Origin of the sequence: Ramlibacter sp. 2FC (genome assembly GCF_005503345.1) — a bacterium.
Taxonomy (GTDB): domain Bacteria; phylum Pseudomonadota; class Gammaproteobacteria; order Burkholderiales; family Burkholderiaceae_C; genus SCMQ01.
Genome location: NZ_SCMM01000004.1, coordinates 72,425 through 92,757 on the forward strand (window position 1 = coordinate 72,425; position 20,333 = coordinate 92,757).

A 20,333-nucleotide genomic window follows, 5' to 3' on the forward strand; every position below is an offset into this window, starting at 1 on the left:
CCCGAAAAGGAAAAAGCCAGCGCATGCGCTGGCTTTTGAATTGGTGGGTGATGCAGGGTTTGAACCTGCGACCCCTGCCGTGTGAAGGCAGTGCTCTACCGCTGAGCTAATCACCCTTTTAACCGGATCGTTTGCTATCCGGCGAAAACGTCGATTATGCCACAGAATTTTGCGCTTCCGCCGCCGGCGAAACAAGTCGCCAGACCGTCTTGCCGCCGCTGGCCTTGTCGAGCTGGTTCAGCAGGTCCTCGTGCGCAGCCTGTTCCTGTTCGTTGGCGGCGAGCACGGGCAGCTGGAAGCCGCTGAGGTCGATGCGCGTGGCCTCGCCACCGCCCTGCGCCTCGGGGGTCAGGTCGATCAGCAGCGCGTCCTGGCCGCGCGTGAGGTTGATGTAGACATCGGCCAGCAGCTCGGCGTCGAGCAGGGCGCCGTGCAGCGTACGACCCGAGTTGTCCACGCCCAGGCGGTCGCACAGCGCATCGAGGCTGTTGCGCTTGCCCGGGAACATCTCCTTGGCCAGGGCCAGGCTGTCGGTCACGCCGGACACGAACTCGCTCAGGCGCTGCTTGCCGATCAGCTCGAGCTCCTTGTTCAGGAAGCCCACGTCGAAGGCCGCGTTGTGGATGATGAGCTCGGCGCCCTGCAGGTAGGCCAGGATTTCCTCGGCCAGCTCGCCGAACCTGGGCTTGTCGCGCAGGAACTCGTTGCTGATGCCGTGCACCTTGAGCGCGTCCTCGTGGCTGTCGCGCCCGGGGTTGAAGTAGAAGTGCAGGTTGTTGCCGGTCAGCTTGCGGTTGAGCAGCTCGACGCAGCCGAGTTCGATGATGCGATCGCCACCCTCGGCGGACAGGCCGGTGGTCTCGGTGTCGAGAACGATTTGCCTGGACATCAATGATTCTCTTTGGCGTGGTTGATCGAGTACTTGGGGATCTCCACGACGAGGTCCTGCTGCCCGACGATGGCCTGGCAGGACAGGCGCGAGTTGGGCTCCAGGCCCCAGGCACGGTCGAGCAGGTCTTCCTCGTTCTCGTCGAGCTCGTTCAGGCTGTTGAAGCCCTCGCGCACGATCACGTGGCAGGTGGTGCAAGCGCAGCTCATGTCGCAGGCATGCTCGATCGCGATGTCGTTGTCGAGCAGGGCCTCGCAGATCGAGGTGCCGGCCGGCGCCCTCAGCTCGGCGCCGTGGGGGCAGTACTCTGCATGCGGAAGAATCTTGATCACGGCCATGGGCTTGCTTGTCCTCAAATGGTTTCCACGTTCCGGCCGGCCAGGGCTTTCTGGATGCCGTGGTTCATGCGTTCGGCGGCAAAGGCCTCGGTGCCCTTGGCCAGCGCCTGGGTCGCGTCCTCGATCGCCTTGGCCTCGGTCTCGCGCGCGGCGGCCTCGCGCAGCGCCAGCATCAGCGCCTCGATTGCAGCGCGCTCCTCGGGCTTGAGCAGTTGCCCATCGGCGTCGAGCGCGCTCTGCGTGGCCAGCAGCATGCGCTCGGCGTCGACGCGGGCCTCGACCAGGGCGCGCGCCTTCATGTCGGCCTCGGCCGTACTGAAACTGTCCTGCAGCATGGCGGCGATCTGCGCGTCCGACAGGCCGTAGGAGGGCTTGACGTCGATATGGGCCTCCACGCCGCTGCCGAGCTCCTTGGCGCTGACGCTGAGCAGGCCGTCGGCGTCGACGGTGAAGGTCACGCGGATGCGCGCGGCGCCGGCCGCCATGGGCGGGATGCCGCGCAACTCGAAGCGGGCCAGGCTGCGGCAGTCGGCCACCAGGTCGCGCTCGCCCTGCACCACGTGCAGCGCCAGCGCGGTCTGGCCGTCCTTGTAGGTGGTGAAATCCTGGGCCTTGGCCGTGGGGATGGTCTCGTTGCGGTGCACGATGCGCTCGACCAGGCCGCCCATGGTCTCCAGCCCCAGGGACAGCGGGATCACGTCGAGCAGCAGCAGCTCGCCCGTGGGGTCGTTGCCGGCGAGCTGGTTGGCCTGCAGGGCCGCGCCCAGCGCCACGACCTCGTCGGGGTTGAGGTTGGTCAGCGGCTCGCGGCCGAAGAACCCGGCCACGGCACGGCGCACCTGGGGCATGCGCGTGGAGCCGCCGACCAGCACCACGCCCTGCACCTCGTCCCTGGCCAGCCGGGCGTCGCGCAAGGCCTTGCGCACGGCCGCGATGGTGCGGGCCGTGAGCTCGGCCGTCACCGTCTCGAACTGGGTGCGTGCGACCTGGAACTCGACCGGCGTACCGGCCAACGTGGCGCTTACCGTGGTGGCCTCGGCGTCGGACAAGGCCTCCTTGGCGCGGCGCGCCGCCATATGGATCGCCGCCTTGTCGCCGGCCGATACGGCCTGCAGGCCGGCCTGCGCCAGCATGGCGTCGGCCAGCGCGCGGTCGTAGTCGTCGCCACCCAGGGCCGAGTCGCCGCCGGTGGCGATCACCTCGAACACGCCGCGCGTCAGGCGCAGGACGGAGATGTCGAAGGTACCGCCGCCGAGGTCATAGACCGCGTAAATGCCTTCGCTGGCGTTGTCCAGGCCGTAGGCGATGGCAGCCGCGGTCGGTTCGTTGATCAGGCGCAGCACGGGGATGCCGGCCAGTTGGGCGGCGTCCTTGGTGGCCTGGCGCTGGGCGTCGTCGAAATAGGCCGGCACCGTGATCACGGCGCCATAGAGGTCGTCGTTGAAGCTGTCCTCGGCGCGGTAGCGCAGCGTGGCCAGGATCTCGGCGCTGACCTCGACCGGGGACTTCTCGCCGACGCGCGTGTGCAGGCCCACCATGCCGGGCTTGTCGACGAAGCGGTAGGGCAGCTTGTCGCGGCCCGCGATGTCCTGCAGGCCGCGGCCCATGAAGCGTTTGACCGAGGCGATGGTGTTCTCGGGGTCCTCGGCCTGGGCGCCATGGGCGTCGAAGCCGATCTGCCGGGCATTGCCGGCCAGGTAGCGCACCACCGAGGGCAGGACCACGCGGCCCTGCGCGTCGGGCAGGCATTCGGCCACGCCGCTGCGCACGGCAGCCACCAGGGAATGGGTGGTGCCGAGGTCTATGCCCACCGCGATGCGCCGCTGGTGCGGATCGGGCGACTGGCCGGGTTCTGAAATCTGTAGCAATGCCATGGCCGTTATTGTCCTTGTTCGCCAGTGTCCATCTTCTCGATGCGTGCTTCGACGTCGCCGGCAAAACGCTCGATGAACATCAGCGCCCGCACCTGCTGGGCTGCGGCGCCAAAGTCGCCCTGGGCGTCGAGCAGCTGCTCCAGGCCCTGCAGCGTCTCGCGGCGCGAGCGCATCAGCTCGGCCTCCAGGCGCTCCAGATCGGCCGCGCTGTCCGCCTCCTCGAGCGCCTCGCGCCAGGCCATCTGCTCCATCAGGAAGGCCGCAGGCATGGCGGTGTTGCTCTCGGCCTGGATGGGCGCGCCGCCCAGCTCGCACAGGTAGGCGGCGCGCTTGAGCGGGTCCTTCAGGCGCTGGTAGGCCTCGTTGATGCGCACCGACCACTGCATGGCCACGCGCTGCGCCGCCGCGCCCTGCGCCGCGAAGCGGTCAGGATGGGCTTCACGCTGCAAGGCCTTCCAGCGCGCGTCGATCGCCGCGCGGTCCTGGGCGAAGCGCTGCGGCAGGCCAAACAGCTCGAAATCGTTGGATTGCAGGTTCATGTCAAGAAAAAACCGCCGACACGCTGCGTGCAGGCGGTTTGATCGAAAAAGCCGGCGCTCAGACGCGGAAGCTCTCGCCGCAGCCGCAGCGGTCGCGCTCGTTCGGGTTGTTGAATCGAAAGCCCTCGTTCAGGCCCTCGCGCACGAAGTCGAGCTCGGTGCCATCGATGTAGGCCAGGCTCTTGGGATCGATCAGCAGCTTCACACCGTGCCCTTCGAACACCATGTCCTCGGGGGCGACCTCGTCCACGTATTCGAGCTTGTAGGCCAGGCCCGAGCACCCCGTGGTCTTGACGCCCAGGCGCACCCCCACGCCCTTGCCGCGCTTGGCCAGGTAGCGGGTCACGTGCCGCGCGGCGGCTTCGGTCAATGTCACTGCCATGTCGGTCCCGGTATCAGTGCGCGTGCTTCTTCTTGTAGTCGTCCACGGCCGCCTTGATCGCGTCCTCGGCCAGGATGGAGCAGTGGATCTTGACCGGCGGCAGGGCCAGCTCCTCGGCGATCTGGCTGTTCTTGAGCGCCGCCGCCTCGTCCAGGGTCTTGCCCTTGACCCACTCGGTGACCAGCGAGCTCGAGGCGATGGCCGAACCGCAGCCGTAGGTCTTGAAGCGCGCGTCCTCGATCACGCCGGTGGCCGGGTTGACCTTGATCTGCAGCTTCATCACGTCACCGCAGGCGGGCGCTCCCACCATGCCGGTGCCCACCGACTCGTCGCCCTTGTCGAAGGAGCCGACGTTGCGCGGGTTCTCGTAGTGGTCAACAACTTTTTCAGAATATGCCATTTGGTGTACCTCTTTCAGTCAATCAGTGAGCCGTCCACTGGATCTGGCTCAGGTCCACGCCATCCTGGTACATCTCCCAGAGCGGGCTCAGCTCGCGCAGCTTGGCCACGTTCTGCTTGATGACGGCGACGGCGTAGTCGATCTCTTCCTCGGTCGTGAAGCGGCCTATGGTCATGCGCAGGCTGCTGTGGGCCAGCTCGTCGCTGCGGCCCAGGGCGCGCAGCACGTAGCTGGGCTCCAGGCTGGCCGAGGTGCAGGCCGAGCCCGATGACACGGCCAGGCCCTTGATGCCCATGATCAGCGACTCGCCCTCGACGAAGTTGAAGCTCATGTTCACGTTCTGCGGCACGCGCTGCGTGGCGTGGCCGTTGAGGAACACCTGCTCCAAGTCCTTGAGGCCGTCCAGCAGGCGGTCGTGCAGGGCGCGCGCCTTGGCGTTGTCCTGCGCCATCTCCAGGCGCGCGATGCGGAAGGCCTCGCCCATGCCCACGATCTGGTGCGTGGGCAGGGTGCCCGAGCGCATGCCGCGCTCATGGCCGCCGCCGTGCATCTGGGCCTCTAGGCGCACGCGCGGCTTGCGGCGCACGTACAGCGCGCCTATGCCCTTGGGGCCGTAGGTCTTGTGCGAGGCCAGGCTCATCAGGTCGACCGGCAGGGTCTTGAGGTCGATCTCGACCTTGCCCGTGGCCTGGGCCGCGTCCACGTGGAAAAGAATGCCCTTTTCGCGGCACAGCGTGCCGATCGCCGGGATGTCCTGGATCACGCCGATCTCGTTGTTCACGAACATCACGCTGATCAGGATGGTGTCGGGGCGGATCGCGGCCTTGAGCTTGTCCAAGTCCAGCAGGCCGTCCTCCTGCACGTCGAGGTAGCTGACCTCGAAGCCCTGGCGCTCGAGCTCTCGCATGGTGTCGAGCACGGCCTTGTGCTCGGTCTTCACCGTGATCAGGTGCCTGCCCTTGCTCTGGTAGAAATGCGCCGCGCCCTTGAGCGCGAGGTTGTTGGACTCGGTGGCGCCGCTGGTCCAGACGATCTCGCGCGGGTCGGCACCGATCAGCTCGGCCACCTGCTCGCGCGCCTGCTCCACGGCGGCCTCGGCCTCCCAGCCCCAGGCATGGCTGCGCGAGGCCGGGTTGCCGAAATGCGCGCGCAACCAGGGGATCATGGCGTCGACGACGCGCGGGTCGCAGGGCGTCGTGGCGCCGTAGTCCATGTAGATGGGAAGATGAGGGGTCATGTCCATGAGCGGGCTGTAGGGCTGGCGGTCGGTAAAACGGATTCGGTGCAAGCTGGCGCCGGGCCATGCCCGGTCTGTGCGCCTGGAGTGTCAGTCTGTGGTCGGCCTCACGACTTGGCAAAGGCATTGCCCAGCGCGAACACCGAGTTGGGGGCGTTGACGCGGATAGGCTTGACCACGGGGGCGCTCGAGATGGCGCGCTTGATAGCGGGCTTGTCCTCGATCTGCACGCCCTTGGCCAGTTGCTCGTCGACCAGCTTCTGCAGCGTGACCGAGTCCAGGAACTCGACCATGCGCGCGTTCAGCGCGGTCCACAGGTCGTGCGTCATGCAGCGGCCGGCGTCGTCGCCCTGGCAATTTTCCTTGCCGCCGCAGTGCGTGGCGTCTATGGGCTCGTCCACCGAGACGATGATGTCGGCCACCGTGATATCGGAGGCCTTGCGGCCCAGCGTGTAGCCGCCGCCGGGGCCACGGGTCGACTCGACCAGTTCGTGGCGACGCAGCTTGCCGAACAACTGCTCCAGATAGGACAGGGAAATCTGCTGGCGCTGGCTGATGGCCGCCAGCGTCACTGGCCCGCTGTTCTGCCGCAGGGCCAGATCGATCATGGCAGTGACCGCAAAGCGGCCTTTGGTGGTGAGACGCATGGCAAAGCTCCTATCACTGTGCTCGGCTACCGCTGAAGACTCCGCCGCCCGATGCCACGGACGCCGGGGCAGCAACCCATCTCCACCTTTCTCCGCTCGTGGCGAAATCCGGCTTCACTCCAGGGTTGTTCCTGACTGTTTGCGTCAAGTATACCACAAATCCCTAACGAATTTATCGGGTAAGTGAACCAATCAGTCTTTTTTTGAACCATTAAGTCTTTTTGGCAAAGGAAAGGCAAACTCCACGCGCGTGCCCGGCCGGTTGGCCTCGAAGCGCACACTGGCCCCTATGGCCGCGGCGCGCATGCGGATGTTGCTGACCCCCCTGCCGCCTTCGCGGAAGCCCTCGCCCAGCCCGCGTCCGTCGTCGGCGACGCTGAGCATGGCGCGCCCCTCCTCCAGCCAGGTACGCACCTTGACATGCCGGGCCTTGGCGTGCTGGATGATGTTGGCGAACACCTCCTGAAGGCAGCGGAACAGCTGCATCACCCCCTGCGACTCGAGGCCGTCCACCGGCGGCACCTCCTGCACCTGCCAGTCCAGCTCGATGCCGGCCGCGTCCAGGGCCGGCGCGATGCGCTGGCGCAAGGTGCCCAGGATGGTCGGCAGGTCGCCGTCCAGCGGCTCGAGCGAGTCGAGCGTCATGCGCAGCTCCTCCAGCGCGTGCTGCAACATGGCCGTCACCGTCGCGGGATTCAGGGCTGTGCCGGTACGCACCAGGTTGAGCGTCTGCACCAGCTGACTGCCCAGGCCGTCGTGCATGTCGCGCGTGAGGCGGCGGCGCTCATCCTCCAGCACCTGACGGCGCTCGGCCTCGCGCAGGCGGTCGAAGGCTGCGTGCAACTCGGCCTCTCGGTCCTTCACGCGCTGCTCCAGAGCCTGGTTGAGCTGACCGATCTGCTGCAGGTAGCTCGAGGTGCGCCGCACCAGCACGGCGGCCAGGGTCAGCAGGAACACCAGGCTGCCCACCGGCATCCAGCGCAGGTCGGCATCGCCAGGCCAGCCGAGCTGGACCACCCCGAAGTCGCGCACCCCGGTGACCACGGTCACCAGGCCGGCCACCAGCAGCAGGCGCTGCTGGCCGTCCAGGCCCCAGCGGGCGCGACGGAACATCAGGGTCAGCGCGGTCATGGCCACCACCGCCAGCACGCCGGTCCAGATCCGGTAGAGGTTGTAGTTGTCGCTCAGCGTCGTGACCGCCAGCCAGACCGGCCCGAGCCACAGAATGCCGGTGCCCAGCACGCGCAGCCGCCCCGCGCGGTGATCGAACAGGTCCCAGAGAAACAAGTAGATGAAGCCGCAGTACAGGGTGTAGCTGAGCTTGTGCAGGTAGAACCAGAGCTCGAACGGCAGCGCCGGGTGGACCATTGGCGACAGGGCCAGGCGCAGCGCCCAGGCCGCTGCCCCCGCCGCCAGGAAGGCAAACACGCGCTCCCTGCTTTGCAGCCAGATCAGGCCGCTGAGCAGGGCCAACACCACCGAGCAGGCCACCACCATCCAGATGACATGCACCTGCCACCAGAACACCCGTTGGTAGCGCGCCTCGAGCGCCTCGCGCGGGCCGATGTTGAACGGCGACAACCCGCTCTTGCGCAGCAGCTGCCCCTTGACCTCGACCACCAGGCGGTTGTCTGCCGCACGCTCGCGCAGCAGCGGGGCCGGCAGGCTCACCAGGTGGGGGACGACGCTGGCGTCGACGTAGCCCGGCGTGCTCCAGTGCACCTCGTCGACCAGGGTGTCGTTGAGCCAGACGCGGAAACGCGCGCCTATGCGCGGAAAGTACAGCGCCAGTCGCGTGCCGGGCCCCGCGGTCAGGCCCTCGGGCCAGGCCACCGTGTAACGTGCCTCGCCCTGCCAGGGCGGGCGCTCGTCGTCCCAGACATGCGGCAATGCCACCGTTTTCCCGTCGCCGGGCGCCGCGCCCGGACGCCAGACCTGCGCCTGCTGCACCAGCACGGCACCCTGCACCACGCGCGGCAGCGACACCAGGGTCAGGCCCAGCAGCAGGGCCAGCAGCAGCCCTCCCACCCAGACCCAGGCCGGCACGCGCGCCAGCACGCCCGAGGCGTGCCGCGTCATACCAGCCCCCGCGCCTGGGCGATGCGCACCACCTGCACGCGCGAGTGCACGGCCAGCTTGCTGTAGAGGTTCTTGATGTGAGAGCTCACCGTGTGGCTGGAAATCTCGAGCTTGCGCGCGATCTCCTTGTTCACATAGCCCTGTGCGACCAGCTTGAGGACTTCGACCTCGCGCTCCGACAGGATCGCATCGCCCGCCACCGGCGGCAGCGGCGTCGCCACGCGCTGCGCCTCCTGCACCGAGCGCAGGCGCTTGAGCAAAAGACGCGCCAGCAGCGAGGAGATCGGCGCCCCGCCCTCGCAGATCTGCTCGATCGCCGCCAGCAGCTCGTCCGTGCTGCAGCCCTTGAGCACATAGCCGGTGGCCCCGGCCTCGATCGCGTTGATCAGCCGCGTCTCGTCGCCGAACACGGAAAACACCAGCAATTCCGATCCTGGGTTGGTCTGCGAGAGTGCGCGCAGCAGATCCTCGCCGCGTCCGTCGGGCAGGCCCAGGTCCACCAGGTAGACGCTGGCCGCGGCCTGGGCGGCATGGGCCAGCGCGTGGCCTAGCGAGGGCGAGTAGCCCGCCAGCGTCCAGTCGGGCCGCTGCCGCAGGGCTCGCACGACGAAATCACGCACCGTGGCGTCGTCTTCAATCAGGTAAATCGAGATCGGCATGGCCCCCGCCTCGAGCGCCTCAGCGGGCGGCCGCGGGCGGCACATGGTCCTCGCCCGGGGCGCCAAAGGCCTGCTGCTTGAGCAGGTGCAGCTGGTCGCGCACGCGCGCGGCCTGCTCGAACTCGAGGTTGCGCGCGTGCTCCAGCATCTGCTTTTCCAGGCGCTTGATCTCGCGCGCCACGTCCTTCTCGCTCATGTCCTCGACGCGCGCGCGCTGCAGCGCCTGCTGGGCCAGGCGCTCGGCATCCTGGCCGGCCTTTTCGCTGTAGACGCCGTCGATCAGGTCGCGCACCTGCTTGACGATGCTGCGCGGCGTGATGCCGTGCGCGGCGTTGTGCTCGATCTGCCTGGCGCGCCGGCGCTCGGTCTCGCCAATCGCCTTCTTCATCGACTCGGTGATGCGGTCGGCGTAGAGGATGGCCCTGCCGTGCAGGTTGCGCGCCGCCCGGCCTATGGTCTGGATCAGGCTGCGCTCGGCGCGCAGGAAGCCCTCCTTGTCGGCGTCCAGGATGGCCACCAGCGAGACCTCGGGGATGTCCAGCCCCTCGCGCAGCAGGTTGATGCCGACCAGCACGTCGAAGACCCCCAGCCGCAGGTCGCGGATGATCTCCACCCGCTCCACCGTGTCCACGTCCGAGTGCAGGTAGCGCACCTTGGCGCCGTTGTCGGCCAGGTAGTCGGTCAGCTGCTCGGCCATGCGCTTGGTCAGCGTGGTGATCAGCACGCGCTCGCGCCGCTCGACGCGGATGCGGATCTCCTGCAGCACGTCGTCCACCTGGTGCGTGGCCGGGCGCACCTCGACCTCGGGGTCGACCAGGCCGGTCGGGCGCACCACCTGGTCGACGACCTGTCCCGAGTGCTGCTTCTCGTAGTCGGCCGGCGTGGCCGAGACGAACACCACCTGGCGCATGCGCTGCTCGAACTCCTCGAACTTCAGCGGCCGGTTGTCCAGCGCGCTGGGCAGGCGAAAGCCATATTCCACCAGCGTGGTCTTGCGCGCCCGGTCGCCGTTGTACATGGCGTTGAGCTGGCCGATCATCTGGTGGCTCTCGTCCAGGAACATCAGCGCGTCCCTGGGCAGGTAGTCGGTCAGCGTGGAAGGCGGCTCGCCGGGCGCCGCGCCCGAGAGGTGGCGCGTGTAGTTTTCGATGCCCTTGCAATGGCCGACCTCGCTGAGCATCTCCAGGTCGAAGCGGGTGCGCTGCTCCAGGCGCTGGGCCTCGACCAGCTTGCCGGCGGCAACGAGCTCCTTGAGGCGCTCGCCGAGCTCGACCTTGATGGTTTCCACGGCCGCCAGCACCTTGTCGCGCGGCGTCACGTAGTGGCTGGACGGATAGACCGTGAAGCGCGGGATCTTCTGCTTGATGCGGCCGGTGAGCGGGTCGAACAGCTGCAGGCTCTCGACCTCGTCGTCGAACAGCTCGATGCGGATCGCCAGCTCCGAGTGCTCGGCCGGAAACACGTCGATGGTGTCGCCGCGCACGCGGAACTTGCCGCGGCTGAAATCCTGCTCGTTGCGCTGGTATTGCATGCGGATCAGCTGGGCGATCACGTCGCGCTGGCCGACCCGGTCGCCGGCGCGCAGCGTCATCACCATGCGGTGGTAGCTCTCGGGCTCGCCTATGCCGTAGATCGCCGAGACCGTGGCCACGATCACCACGTCGCGCCGCTCCATCAGGCTCTTGGTGCAGGACAGGCGCATCTGCTCGATGTGCTCGTTGATCGCGCTGTCCTTCTCGATGAACAGGTCGCGCTGCGGCACATAGGCCTCGGGCTGGTAATAGTCGTAATAGCTGACGAAGTACTCGACCGCGTTCTTGGGGAAGAACTCGCGGAACTCGCTGTACAGCTGGGCCGCCAGGGTCTTGTTCGGCGCGAACACGATGGCCGGGCGCCCCAGGCGGGCGATCACGTTGGCCATGGTGAAGGTCTTGCCAGAGCCGGTCACGCCCAACAGAGTCTGGAACACCTCGCCGTCGCGCACCCCCTCCACCAGTTTGACTATCGCCTCGGGCTGGTCGCCGGCGGGCGGGTACGGCTGGTAGAGCTCGAACGGCGAGCCCGGAAACTGGACGAACTGCCCTTTTTCCGGCTCGGCAATGACTTCGGCAAGTTCTGGCATGGCGGTGGCAACAGCAGGCAAACGGGGCGGGCGGCGCGGCCCGCTAAAATCGCGGACAACCCGACAGCCTACCGCAGCTTCGGAAATCCTGCCACAGACTTTCCATTCCAAGGACCGTTCATGTCTCTGTTCACCGCCGTCGAAATGGCCCCCCGCGACCCCATCCTGGGTCTCAACGAGCAATTTGCCGCCGACACCAACCCCAACAAGGTCAACCTGGGCGTGGGCGTGTACTTCGACGACAACGGCAAGCTGCCCCTGCTGCAGTGCGTGCAGGCCGCCGAGAAGGCCATGATGGACAAGCCCGCCGCGCGCGGCTACCTGCCCATCGACGGCATCGCCGCCTACGACGCCGCGGTCAAGAGCCTGGTGTTCGGCACCGACAGCGAGCCGGTCAAGTCCGGTCGCGTCGCCACGGTGCAGGCCATCGGCGGCACCGGCGGCCTGAAGATCGGCGCCGACTTCCTCAAGAAACTCAAGCCGAACGCCACGGTGCTGATCTCGGACCCGAGCTGGGAGAACCACCGCGCCCTGTTCACCAACGCAGGCTTCACGGTCGAGGCCTACCGCTACTACGACGCGGCCAAGCGCGGCGTCGACTTCGAGGGCATGCTGGCCGACCTCAACGCCGCCGCGCCGGGCACCGTCGTGGTCCTGCACGCCTGCTGCCACAATCCCACGGGCTACGACATCACGCCGGCCCAGTGGGACCAGGTCGTCGCCGCGGTCAAGGCCAAGGGTCTGGTCGCCTTCCTGGACATGGCCTACCAGGGCTTCGGCAACGGCATCGCCGAGGACGGCGCCGTGATCGGTAAATTCGTCGCCGCAGGCCTGGACTTCTTCGTCTCCACCTCGTTCTCCAAGAGCTTCAGCCTGTACGGCGAGCGCGTGGGCGCCCTGTCGGTGCTGTGCGAGAACAAAGAGGAAGCCGGCCGCGTGCTGTCCCAGCTCAAGATCGCGATCCGCACCAACTACTCCAACCCGCCCATCCACGGCGGCGCGGTGGTGGCGGCCGTGCTCGGCAACCCCGAGCTGCGCGCCCAGTGGGAGAAGGAGCTGGGCGAGATGCGCGTGCGCATCAAGGCCATGCGCCAGAAGCTGGTCGACGGCCTGAAGGCCGCCGGCATCCAGCAGGACATGAGCTTCATGACCCAGCAGATCGGCATGTTCAGCTACTCGGGCCTGTCCAAGGACCAGATGGTGCGCCTGCGCAGCGAGTTCGGCGTCTACGGCACCGACACCGGCCGCATCTGCGTGGCGGCACTCAACAGCAAGAACATAGACTACGTCTGCCAGTCCATCGCCAAGGTCATGCTCTGAGCCGCCAAGGCGCCGCCCTCCCCCGCCATGCCGCCCTCCGGGCGGCTTTTTCTTTCTCTGCGCGCCCAGGCCCCCGGCCCCACAGCAGCGGTTCGGGCTGCCTAGCCCATCATCGCGCCGACGACCACGAAATAGGTCAGCAGGCTCAGCAGGTCCTGGATGATGGTGGCCAGCGGGCCGCTGCCATAGGCCGGGTCGGTGCCCAGGCGATCGAGCAGCCAGGGCAGGGCCAGACCAATGGTGGTGGCGATGCCGCCGGCGGCCACCAGGGCGCTGGCGACCGCCAGGGCCAGGCGAAGGTCGCCAAAGGCCAGCCACACGCCGGGCAGCGTGAGGCCGCCCAGGACCAGGCCGATCAGCACGCCGGTGCGCGCCTCCCCGCCCACGAGGGTCGACAGGCGCGAATGGCTGAGCGAGAGCCCGCGCACCGCCACCGCCTCGGCCTGGGTGCCTATGGCATCGGCGAGGTAGACCAGCCCCGGGACGAAGAAGGCGATCGCCGGGTTCAGCGCCAGCGCGGCCTCGAAGCGCGCCATGATCAGGGTGGCGACGACGCTGCCCCCCAGCCCCAGCAGCAGCCACGGCAGGCGGTGCCGCAGCCGGCGCATGGGCGGGGCCTCGATCGCCTCGCGGGCGCGCAGGTTCTCACGTGTGATGCCGGCGAAGCGGTGGATGTCTTCCACATGCTCTCGGCGCAGGATATGCAGCAGGGCCACCGGAGGCACCACGCCGAGCAGGCGGCCACTGCCGTCGACTACCGGGATGGCGCTGAGCGCGTGGTGCAAGGCCAGCGAGGCCACTTTCTCCTGGTCGGTGTCCGCGTGCACCCTGGGAAAGCCGGCGTGGACCGACTGGCCCAGCCGCGCGTCCCGCGGCAGCGCCAGCAGGCCAGCCAGCGGGATGACGCCGACCAGATGCTCGTCGGCGTCGAGCACGCAGACGATGTCCACGCAGTCATGGGCATGGGCGAGCAAGGCGTCGACCGTCTCGCCCGCGGTCCGGTCCCGGCCGGCCCGTGGCACGCTGGCGATCACGTAGTGGCCGGCCGTCTCCTCGCGCCGCGGCGGCGCCTTGCCGCCTGGACCGGACTCGATGGCATTCGTCATCGGCATCTCCTGTGAACTGCTCGCGAAGATCGGAGACAAACAGTCTATGCGCTCCAGGGCCAGCGCCCCGCCGTCATCCAGACGTCACGAATTTGTCACCTGAACAGAGCCCAATGGCAGACCGAACATGAACCACTCGACCCCCTTGAGCCCCACCGACCTCGAACGCCTGCGCGCAGACCTGCTGGACGGACTGGATGAAGAACTGGAGATGGAACTGGACGATAGGCCGGGCGAGGCCGGCTCGGAAGCCCCGTCCGCGGCCAGGGCGGCGCGCCTGGCCTACTTCCGCGACCTGCTGCGCCTGCAGGGGGAGCTGGTCAAGCTGCAGGACTGGGTGGTCGCCACCGGGCACCGCCTGGTGATCCTGTTCGAAGGCCGGGACGCGGCCGGCAAGGGCGGCGTGATCAAGCGCATCACCCAGCGCCTGAACCCGCGCGTTTGCCGTGTGGCCGCCCTGCCGGCGCCCAACGACCGCGAGCGCACGCAGTGGTATTTCCAGCGTTACGTCGCGCACCTGCCGGCGGCGGGTGAGCTCGTGCTGTTCGACCGCAGCTGGTACAACCGCGCCGGCGTCGAGCGCGTGATGGGCTTTTGCAGCGACGACGAGTACGAGGAGTTCTTCCGCTCCGTGCCCGAGTTCGAGAAGATGCTGGCGCGCAGCGGCATACAGCTGCTCAAGTACTGGTTCTCGATCACCGACGACGAGCAGCATGCGCGCTTTCTCGGCCGCATCCACGACCCGCTCAAGCAATGGAAGCTCAGCCCCATGGACCTGGAGAGCCGCCGTCGCTGGGAAGACTACACCCGTGCCAAGGAAACCATGCTGGAGCGCACCCACATCGCCGAGGCACCCTGGTGGGTGGTGCACGCGGTGGACAAGAAGCGTGCACGCCTGAACTGCATAGACCACCTGCTCGGCCAGGTGCCCTACCACGAGATCGAGCACGCGCAGATAGATTTGCCGGCGCGGGTGCGCAACCCGGACTACATCCGGGTGCCCGTGCCGCAGCACATGATGGTGCCCGAGAAATACTGAATGGCCGCGTCGGCGCGCCAAGGGCGCGCTCTCAGCCCCAGAGCACCGAGCGCATGGAGATCGAGGCGGCCTGGAAGCTCGCGTTGAACACCTGGGGCGCGTCCTTGGGGTGTACCGCCCCGGCCGCGTAGAGCAGCGGCAGGTAGTGCTCGTGGGTCGGATGGGCAAGCCGGGCCAGCTGGCCCAGCTGCTGGAAGTCGGCCAGCGCATCGAGCTGGCCCTGGGCGATCTGCTCGCCCACGCGCTGGTCGAACTCGAGCGCCCAGTCGTAGGCCTGGTCCGCCGCCGCGCTGCGGTCGATGGCGCGCAGGTTGTGCACGATGTTGCCGCTGCCGATGATCAGCACGCCGCGCTCGCGCAGGCCGGCGAGCTGCCGGCCCAGGGCGTAATGCTCGGCCGGCGGGCGGCTGTAGTCCATGCTCAGCTGCAGCACCGGGATCTCGGCAGCGGGAAACATGGGCTTGAGGACGGACCAGCTGCCATGGTCCAGCCCCCACTCGCCGGGGTCCACGCCGAGCGTCGCGTGCGTGGCCGGGTGCTGCAGCTGCTGCGCCAGTTGCCGCGCCAGCGCCGGCGCGCCCGCCACCGGGTACTGCTGGTCGAACAGGGCCTGCGGAAAGCCGCCGAAATCGTGGATGGTCTTGGGCTGGCCCATGCCGGTCAGCCACCAGCCGCGCGTGAGCCAGTGCGCCGAGATGCAGAGGATCAGCTGGGGCCGCGGCCAACGCTGTCCGAACTCGGTGCCCAGCGACTGCCAGGCACGGCGAAAGCCGTTGTCCTCGATCGCGTTCATGGGGCTGCCGTGGCCCAGGAACAGCAGGGGCATGCGGGGCGAGGGCTTGAGGTCCTGAAGGGCCGGGGCCGCGGCGGCGTCTGTGCCGGATGTCATGAAAGCTCCTGGAAAAGCCGACAGGATGAGGGCAGCTGCGAGCTGATTGCCGCGTTGCATCGATAAAAAAGACAGGGTTCAGCAGGAAGGAGCCCCGGCCACAGCCAAAGTTCCGGCAGGGCCGCGCCGGCCCCGCCACAGCCTGACGGCCAGCTGAATTGGTATGACGACTCCAATACGCTACAGCCACAGCTGCTATATTGCATTGCAACATCCTGAAACAGGAGCTTCCGACATGCTCTACCAGATCTACGAAACCCAGCGCACCCTCATGGAGCCCTTTGCAGACTTTGCGCAAGCGGCTGCCAAGATTTTCGCCAACCCCCTGACTCCCCTGGGCCAGGTCCCCATGGCGCAACGTGTGGCGGCGGGCTACGACCTGATCCACCGCCTGGGCAAGGATTACGAGAAACCCGAATTCGGCATCCGCACCGTCAGCGTCGACGGCGTGGAGGTGGTGGTGCACGAGCGCGTCGAGATCCACAAGCCGTTTTGCGAGCTGCGTCGCTTCAAGCGCTTTTCGGACGATCCAGCCACGTTGACCAAGCTCAAGGCCCAGCCGCCGGTGCTGATCGTGGCGCCGCTGTCGGGCCACTACGCCACGCTCTTGCGCGACACCGTGCGCACCATGCTGCAAGGCCACAAGGTCTACATCACCGACTGGATCAACGCCCGCCTGGTGCCGCTGTCCGAGGGGGATTTCCACCTCGACGACTATGTGAACTACGTGCAGGAATTCATCCGCCACTTGCAGGGCATCTATGGCAACTGTCACGTGATCAGCGTCTGCCAGCCCACCGTGCCGGTGCTGGCCGCGGTTTCGCTGATGGCCAGCCGCGGCGAGAAGACGCCGGTGACCATGACCATGATGGGCGGCCCGATCGACCCGCGCAAGTCGCCCACCTCGGTGAACAACCTGGCCGTGAACAAGAGCTTCGAGTGGTTCGAGAACAACGTGATCTACCGTGTGCCCACCAGCTTCCCGGGCGCGGGCCGTCGCGTCTACCCCGGCTTCCTGCAGCATGCCGGCTTCGTGGCCATGAACCCGGACCGCCACGTGACCAGCCACTACGACTACTTCAAGGACCTGATCAAGGGCGACGACGCGAGCGCCGAGGCGCATCGCAAGTTCTACGACGAGTACAACGCGGTGCTCGACATGGACGCCCACTACTACCTGGAAACCATCCACACCGTGTTCCAGGACTTCAGGCTGGGCAACGGCACCTGGGACGTGCGCGGCGAGGACGGCCGCATCGAACGCGTGCGCCCGCAGGACATCCGCGGCACGGCCTTGCTCACCGTGGAGGGCGAGCTCGACGACATTTCCGGCTCCGGCCAGACCGCGGCTGCGCACAATCTCTGCACCGGCGTGGACAAACGCCAACAGAAGCACCTCGAGGTCAAGGGCGCGGGCCACTACGGCATCTTCAGCGGCCGGCGCTGGCGCGACATCGTCTACCCGGAAATCCGGCGCTTCATCCTCGAGCACGACAGTGCCGAGATCCACGCCGAGAGCGAGCCGGGCGCCAGCGACGACATCCCGGCACCGGCCAAGCGTCCAGCCGCGCGCAGCAAGCCGGCGCGCCGTGCCTGAAGCCGGCGCAGCCCGCACGGCTGCGCTGGCCGAACGCCTGCTCGACGCCCTGCCCCAGACCCAGTGCACGCGTTGCGGCTACCCTGATTGCGCCGCCTATGCACGCGCCGTGGCCGCAGGCGAGGCGGCCATCAACCAGTGCCCGCCCGGGGGCGCCGAAGGCATAGCGCGGTTGGCGGCGCTGACCGGCCAGCCGGTGATCCCGCTCAGCCCCGACCATGGAGAGGAAGGCCCGCGCAGCCTGGCCGTGATCGACGAGGCCTGGTGCATAGGCTGCACCCTGTGCCTCAAGGCCTGCCCCACCGATGCCATCGTGGGCGGGAACAAGCGCATGCACACCGTGATCGAGCCCTATTGCACGGGTTGCGAGCTCTGCATTCCGGTCTGCCCGGTGGACTGCATTTCACTTGAGAACGCGAGCGGCGAGCGCACCGGCTGGGCCGCCTGGTCCGTTCGTGAAGCCGAGCAGGCGCGCGCGCGCTACGCCTTCCACCGGCAGCGCCAGGCGCGCGACGGGGCCGAGCAGGCAGCCCGCCTCGAAGCCAAGGCCGCGGCCAAGCTGGCCGACCTGCCGGCCCATTCGCGCCACACCGACCCGGCCGTGCTGGAGCAGAAGCGCCGCATCATCGAAGCGGCGCTGGCCAAGGCGCGCGAGCGCCGCAAGACTTAAGCTGCTGCCTGCAGCCGGGCGAAGGCCGCCACCACCTCGGGCGGCGCCTGCACCAGCTCGATCAGCACGCCCTCGCCGCCGATCGGCAGTTCCTCGCTGCCCTTGGGGTGGACGAAGCAGATGTCGAAGCCGGCCGCGCCCTTGCGTATCCCGCCCGGCGCGAAGCGCACGCCCTGCGCCGTGAGCCAGTCGACCGCGCGCGGCAGGTCGTCGATCCACAGGCCCACATGGTTCAGCGGCGTGGCATGCACGGCCGGTTTCTTGTCCGGATCGAGCGGCTGCATCAGGTCGACCTCGACCTTGAACGGGCCGCTGCCTATGGCGCAGATGTCCTCGTCGACGTTCTCGCGCTCGCTCTGGAACTGACCGGTGACTTCCAGGCCGAACATCTCGACCCAGAGTTTCCGCAGGCGGGACTTGTCCGGCCCGCCGATCGCGATCTGCTGGATGCCCAGCACCTTGAAGGGGCGTTGCGTCATGAGCCGCCTCCTCACACGAACTCGACGATGGGCTGGTCCACCGCCAGGCTCTCGCCCTTGGCGGCCAGCACCTTGCCGACCACGCCGTCGGCCGCGGCGAACAGCACGTTCTCCATCTTCATCGCCTCGATCACCGCGACGCGCTCGCCGGCTTGCACCTTCTGGCCCGGCTGCACCGCCACGTCGACCAGCAGGCCCGGCATGGGCGAGAGCACGAAGCGGCTCATGTCGGGCGGCGCCTTGAACGGCATCAGGCGATGCAGTTCGGCCATGCGCGGCGAGATCACCAGCGCTTCGATGAGCGTGCCGTTGTGCTGCAGGCGCAGCGCCAGCGGATTCTTGAGCGTGCCGCGCTCGACCTGGACGATGAAGGGCTGGCCGTTCACCGTGCCGGCGATGCAGATGTCGTTGAGCCGCGAATCGCTGCGGATTTCGTAGCTGCGCCCGCCGACCCGCACACGGGCCTGGCCCACCGCGCCGACGAACTCGTCCACATGCACCGGCATGTGCACATGCCGGCCGTCGGCAGCCAGGGTGATGACCACATAGTCCTGGCCGGCGTTCACCGCATAGCCCGGCAGCTGGCCGCTGATGCCGGCCGCGCGCTCGCGCGACTTGCGGCGCACGAAGGCCGCCAGCGCGACCAGGAAGTCCGGGTCCTCGTGCGGCACGTCTTCCGAGGAGAAGCCCTTGCCGTAGTGCTCGGCAATGAAGCCGGTGTTGAAGTCGCCGGCAACGAACTTGGGGTGCGCCAGCAGCGCGGCCTGGAACGGGATGTTGCTGCTGATGCCGCGGATCACGAAGCCGTTGAGCGCCTCGCGCATCAGGCGAATAGCGTCGTTGCGGTCCTTGCCGTGCACGATGAGCTTGGCGATCATCGAGTCGTAGTACATGGGGATCTCGCCGCCGTCCTGCACGCCGGTGTCCACGCGCACGCCGAACAGCTCCGCGGTGTCGGCCTGCCACATGCTCTGGGCCGGCGGCGTGAAGCGCACCAGGCGGCCGGTGGAGGGCAGGAAGTTGCGGAACGGGTCCTCGGCGTTGATGCGGCACTCGATGGCCCAGCCCTCACGCTTCACCTGGCCTTGAGCGAGCGGCAGTTTCTCGCCGGCGGCGACGCGGATCATCAGCTCCACCAGGTCCAGGCCGGTGATGCATTCGGTCACCGGGTGCTCCACCTGCAGCCGGGTGTTCATCTCCAGGAAGTAGAAGCTCTGGTCCTTGCCGACCACGAACTCCACCGTGCCGGCGCTCTGGTACCTCACGGCCTTGGCCAGGGCCACGGCCTGCTCGCCCATGGCCTTGCGGGTCGCATCGCTGATGAAGGGCGAAGGCGCCTCCTCGATCACCTTCTGGTGGCGGCGCTGGATCGAGCACTCGCGCTCGTTCAGGTAGATCACGTTGCCATGGGCGTCGCCCAGCACCTGGATCTCGATGTGGCGCGGCTCCTCGACGAACTTCTCGATGAACACACGGTCGTCGCCGAAGCTGTTGCGTGCCTCGTTGCGGCAGCTGGTGAAGCCCTCGAAGGCCTCCTTGTCGTTGAAGGCCACGCGCAGGCCCTTGCCGCCGCCGCCGGCGCTGGCCTTGATCATGACCGGGTAGCCGATGTCCTTGGCGATCTGCACGGCGGCTTCAGCCGACTCGATGGCGTCGTTCCAGCCCGGGATGGTGTTGACCCTGGCTTCCTTGGCCAGCTTCTTGGAGGCGATCTTGTCGCCCATGGCGGCGATCGAATAATGCTTGGGACCGACGAAGACCAGGCCCTCTTCCTCGACGCGCCGGGCGAAGTCCTCGTTCTCGGACAGGAAGCCGTAGCCGGGGTGAATGGCCTCGGCGCCGGTCTGCTTGGCCGCGGCGATGATCTTGTCGGCCACCAGGTAGGACTCGCGGCTGGGCGCCGGGCCCAGCAGCACGGCCTCGTCGGCCAGCAGCACGTGGCGCGCTTCGCGGTCGGCTTCGGAATAGACCGCCACGGTGGCGATGCCCATCTTGCGGGCGGTGGCGATCACCCTGCATGCTATTTCGCCACGGTTGGCAATCAGAATCTTCTTGAACATGTCTTCT

Annotated in this window: 19 protein-coding genes and 1 tRNA gene; 4 read left to right on the forward strand and 16 right to left on the reverse strand. The window is 67.7% G+C overall.

From position 1 onward, the window contains the following. Window positions 1-41: 41 nt before the first annotated feature. The 12 genes from FFS10_RS03405 to uvrB all read right to left on the reverse strand — a co-directional run bounded on the left by FFS10_RS03405 (window position 42) and on the right by uvrB (window position 11,166). A tRNA-Val gene (locus tag FFS10_RS03405) sits at window positions 42-116 on the reverse strand. 38 nt (window positions 117-154) lie between these two features. Next, window positions 155-889: a DNA polymerase III subunit epsilon gene (dnaQ, locus tag FFS10_RS03410; protein WP_137891476.1), complete on the reverse strand. Its 735-nt coding sequence runs from the start codon at window positions 887-889 to the stop codon at window positions 155-157. Then, entirely contained in the window at window positions 889-1,227 is a 339-nt protein-coding gene (gene fdx / locus FFS10_RS03415; RefSeq protein ID WP_137891478.1) for an ISC system 2Fe-2S type ferredoxin, read from the reverse strand. Before fdx ends, dnaQ begins: the two co-directional genes overlap by 1 nt. A 14-nt stretch (window positions 1,228-1,241) precedes the next feature. Continuing rightward, window positions 1,242-3,101, reverse strand: a complete 1,860-nt coding sequence (gene hscA / locus FFS10_RS03420) for a Fe-S protein assembly chaperone HscA (RefSeq protein ID WP_137891480.1) — start codon at window positions 3,099-3,101, stop codon at window positions 1,242-1,244. Between the two features lie 5 nt (window positions 3,102-3,106). Beyond that, a complete protein-coding gene (gene hscB / locus FFS10_RS03425; RefSeq protein ID WP_137891481.1) occupies window positions 3,107-3,640 on the reverse strand; it encodes a Fe-S protein assembly co-chaperone HscB in 534 nt (177 codons plus the stop codon). A gap of 58 nt (window positions 3,641-3,698) precedes the next feature. Beyond that, the gene (gene iscA, locus FFS10_RS03430; RefSeq protein WP_137891482.1) at window positions 3,699-4,022 is read right to left on the reverse strand and encodes an iron-sulfur cluster assembly protein IscA; all 324 of its coding nucleotides are present in this window, start codon (window positions 4,020-4,022) and stop codon (window positions 3,699-3,701) included. A gap of 13 nt (window positions 4,023-4,035) precedes the next feature. Further along, entirely contained in the window at window positions 4,036-4,422 is a 387-nt protein-coding gene (gene iscU / locus FFS10_RS03435) for a Fe-S cluster assembly scaffold IscU (protein ID WP_137891483.1), read from the reverse strand. Between the two features lie 22 nt (window positions 4,423-4,444). Next, window positions 4,445-5,665 carry an IscS subfamily cysteine desulfurase gene (locus tag FFS10_RS03440; RefSeq protein WP_137891484.1) on the reverse strand — a complete coding sequence of 407 codons (1,221 nt, stop codon included), beginning with the start codon at window positions 5,663-5,665 and terminating at the stop codon, window positions 4,445-4,447. 101 nt (window positions 5,666-5,766) lie between these two features. Then, the gene (gene iscR / locus FFS10_RS03445; RefSeq protein WP_137891486.1) at window positions 5,767-6,306 is read right to left on the reverse strand and encodes a Fe-S cluster assembly transcriptional regulator IscR; all 540 of its coding nucleotides are present in this window, start codon (window positions 6,304-6,306) and stop codon (window positions 5,767-5,769) included. Window positions 6,307-6,498: 192 nt separating this feature from the next. Next, entirely contained in the window at window positions 6,499-8,385 is a 1,887-nt protein-coding gene (locus FFS10_RS03450) for an ATP-binding protein (RefSeq protein WP_137891488.1), read from the reverse strand. After that, window positions 8,382-9,044, reverse strand: a complete 663-nt coding sequence (locus FFS10_RS03455) for a LuxR C-terminal-related transcriptional regulator (RefSeq protein WP_171016067.1) — start codon at window positions 9,042-9,044, stop codon at window positions 8,382-8,384. The genes FFS10_RS03450 and FFS10_RS03455 overlap by 4 nt, the downstream gene beginning before the upstream one ends. A gap of 19 nt (window positions 9,045-9,063) precedes the next feature. Then, entirely contained in the window at window positions 9,064-11,166 is a 2,103-nt protein-coding gene (gene uvrB, locus FFS10_RS03460; RefSeq protein ID WP_137891492.1) for an excinuclease ABC subunit UvrB, read from the reverse strand. Window positions 11,167-11,286: 120 nt separating this feature from the next. Between uvrB and FFS10_RS03465 the strand changes: the two genes are divergently transcribed. Next, on the forward strand, window positions 11,287-12,486 hold the full coding sequence (locus tag FFS10_RS03465) for an amino acid aminotransferase (protein WP_137891494.1): 1,200 nt from the start codon (window positions 11,287-11,289) through the stop codon (window positions 12,484-12,486). Between the two features lie 101 nt (window positions 12,487-12,587). On the opposite strand, the gene FFS10_RS03470 is transcribed toward FFS10_RS03465, so the two are convergent. Continuing rightward, on the reverse strand, window positions 12,588-13,592 hold the full coding sequence (locus FFS10_RS03470; protein ID WP_212744081.1) for a magnesium transporter: 1,005 nt from the start codon (window positions 13,590-13,592) through the stop codon (window positions 12,588-12,590). A 127-nt stretch (window positions 13,593-13,719) separates the two neighbouring features. Between FFS10_RS03470 and ppk2 the strand changes: the two genes are divergently transcribed. Continuing rightward, a complete protein-coding gene (gene ppk2 / locus FFS10_RS03475; protein WP_137891498.1) occupies window positions 13,720-14,631 on the forward strand; it encodes a polyphosphate kinase 2 in 912 nt (303 codons plus the stop codon). A gap of 31 nt (window positions 14,632-14,662) precedes the next feature. Here the strand turns inward: ppk2 and ygiD are convergent, their stop codons facing one another. Further along, window positions 14,663-15,520, reverse strand: coding sequence for a 4,5-DOPA-extradiol-dioxygenase (gene ygiD, locus FFS10_RS03480; RefSeq protein ID WP_137891500.1), 858 nt, complete (start codon window positions 15,518-15,520; stop codon window positions 14,663-14,665). A gap of 235 nt (window positions 15,521-15,755) precedes the next feature. Between ygiD and FFS10_RS03485 the strand changes: the two genes are divergently transcribed. Together FFS10_RS03485 and rsxB are read left to right on the forward strand one after the other, a co-directional pair. After that, window positions 15,756-17,117, forward strand: coding sequence for a polyhydroxyalkanoate depolymerase (locus tag FFS10_RS03485; RefSeq protein WP_137891502.1), 1,362 nt, complete (start codon window positions 15,756-15,758; stop codon window positions 17,115-17,117). Then, complete coding sequence (rsxB, locus tag FFS10_RS03490; protein WP_212744082.1) at window positions 17,110-17,787, forward strand: electron transport complex subunit RsxB; 678 nt, start codon at window positions 17,110-17,112, stop codon at window positions 17,785-17,787. Before FFS10_RS03485 ends, rsxB begins: the two co-directional genes overlap by 8 nt. Here the strand turns inward: rsxB and FFS10_RS03495 are convergent. Then, window positions 17,784-18,266, reverse strand: coding sequence for a VOC family protein (locus FFS10_RS03495; RefSeq protein WP_137891504.1), 483 nt, complete (start codon window positions 18,264-18,266; stop codon window positions 17,784-17,786). The two genes, rsxB and FFS10_RS03495, sit on opposite strands and share 4 nt — an antisense overlap. 11 nt (window positions 18,267-18,277) lie before the next feature. Further along, a complete protein-coding gene (locus tag FFS10_RS03500) occupies window positions 18,278-20,326 on the reverse strand; it encodes an acetyl-CoA carboxylase biotin carboxylase subunit (RefSeq protein ID WP_137891506.1) in 2,049 nt (682 codons plus the stop codon). Window positions 20,327-20,333: the final 7 nt, after the last annotated feature.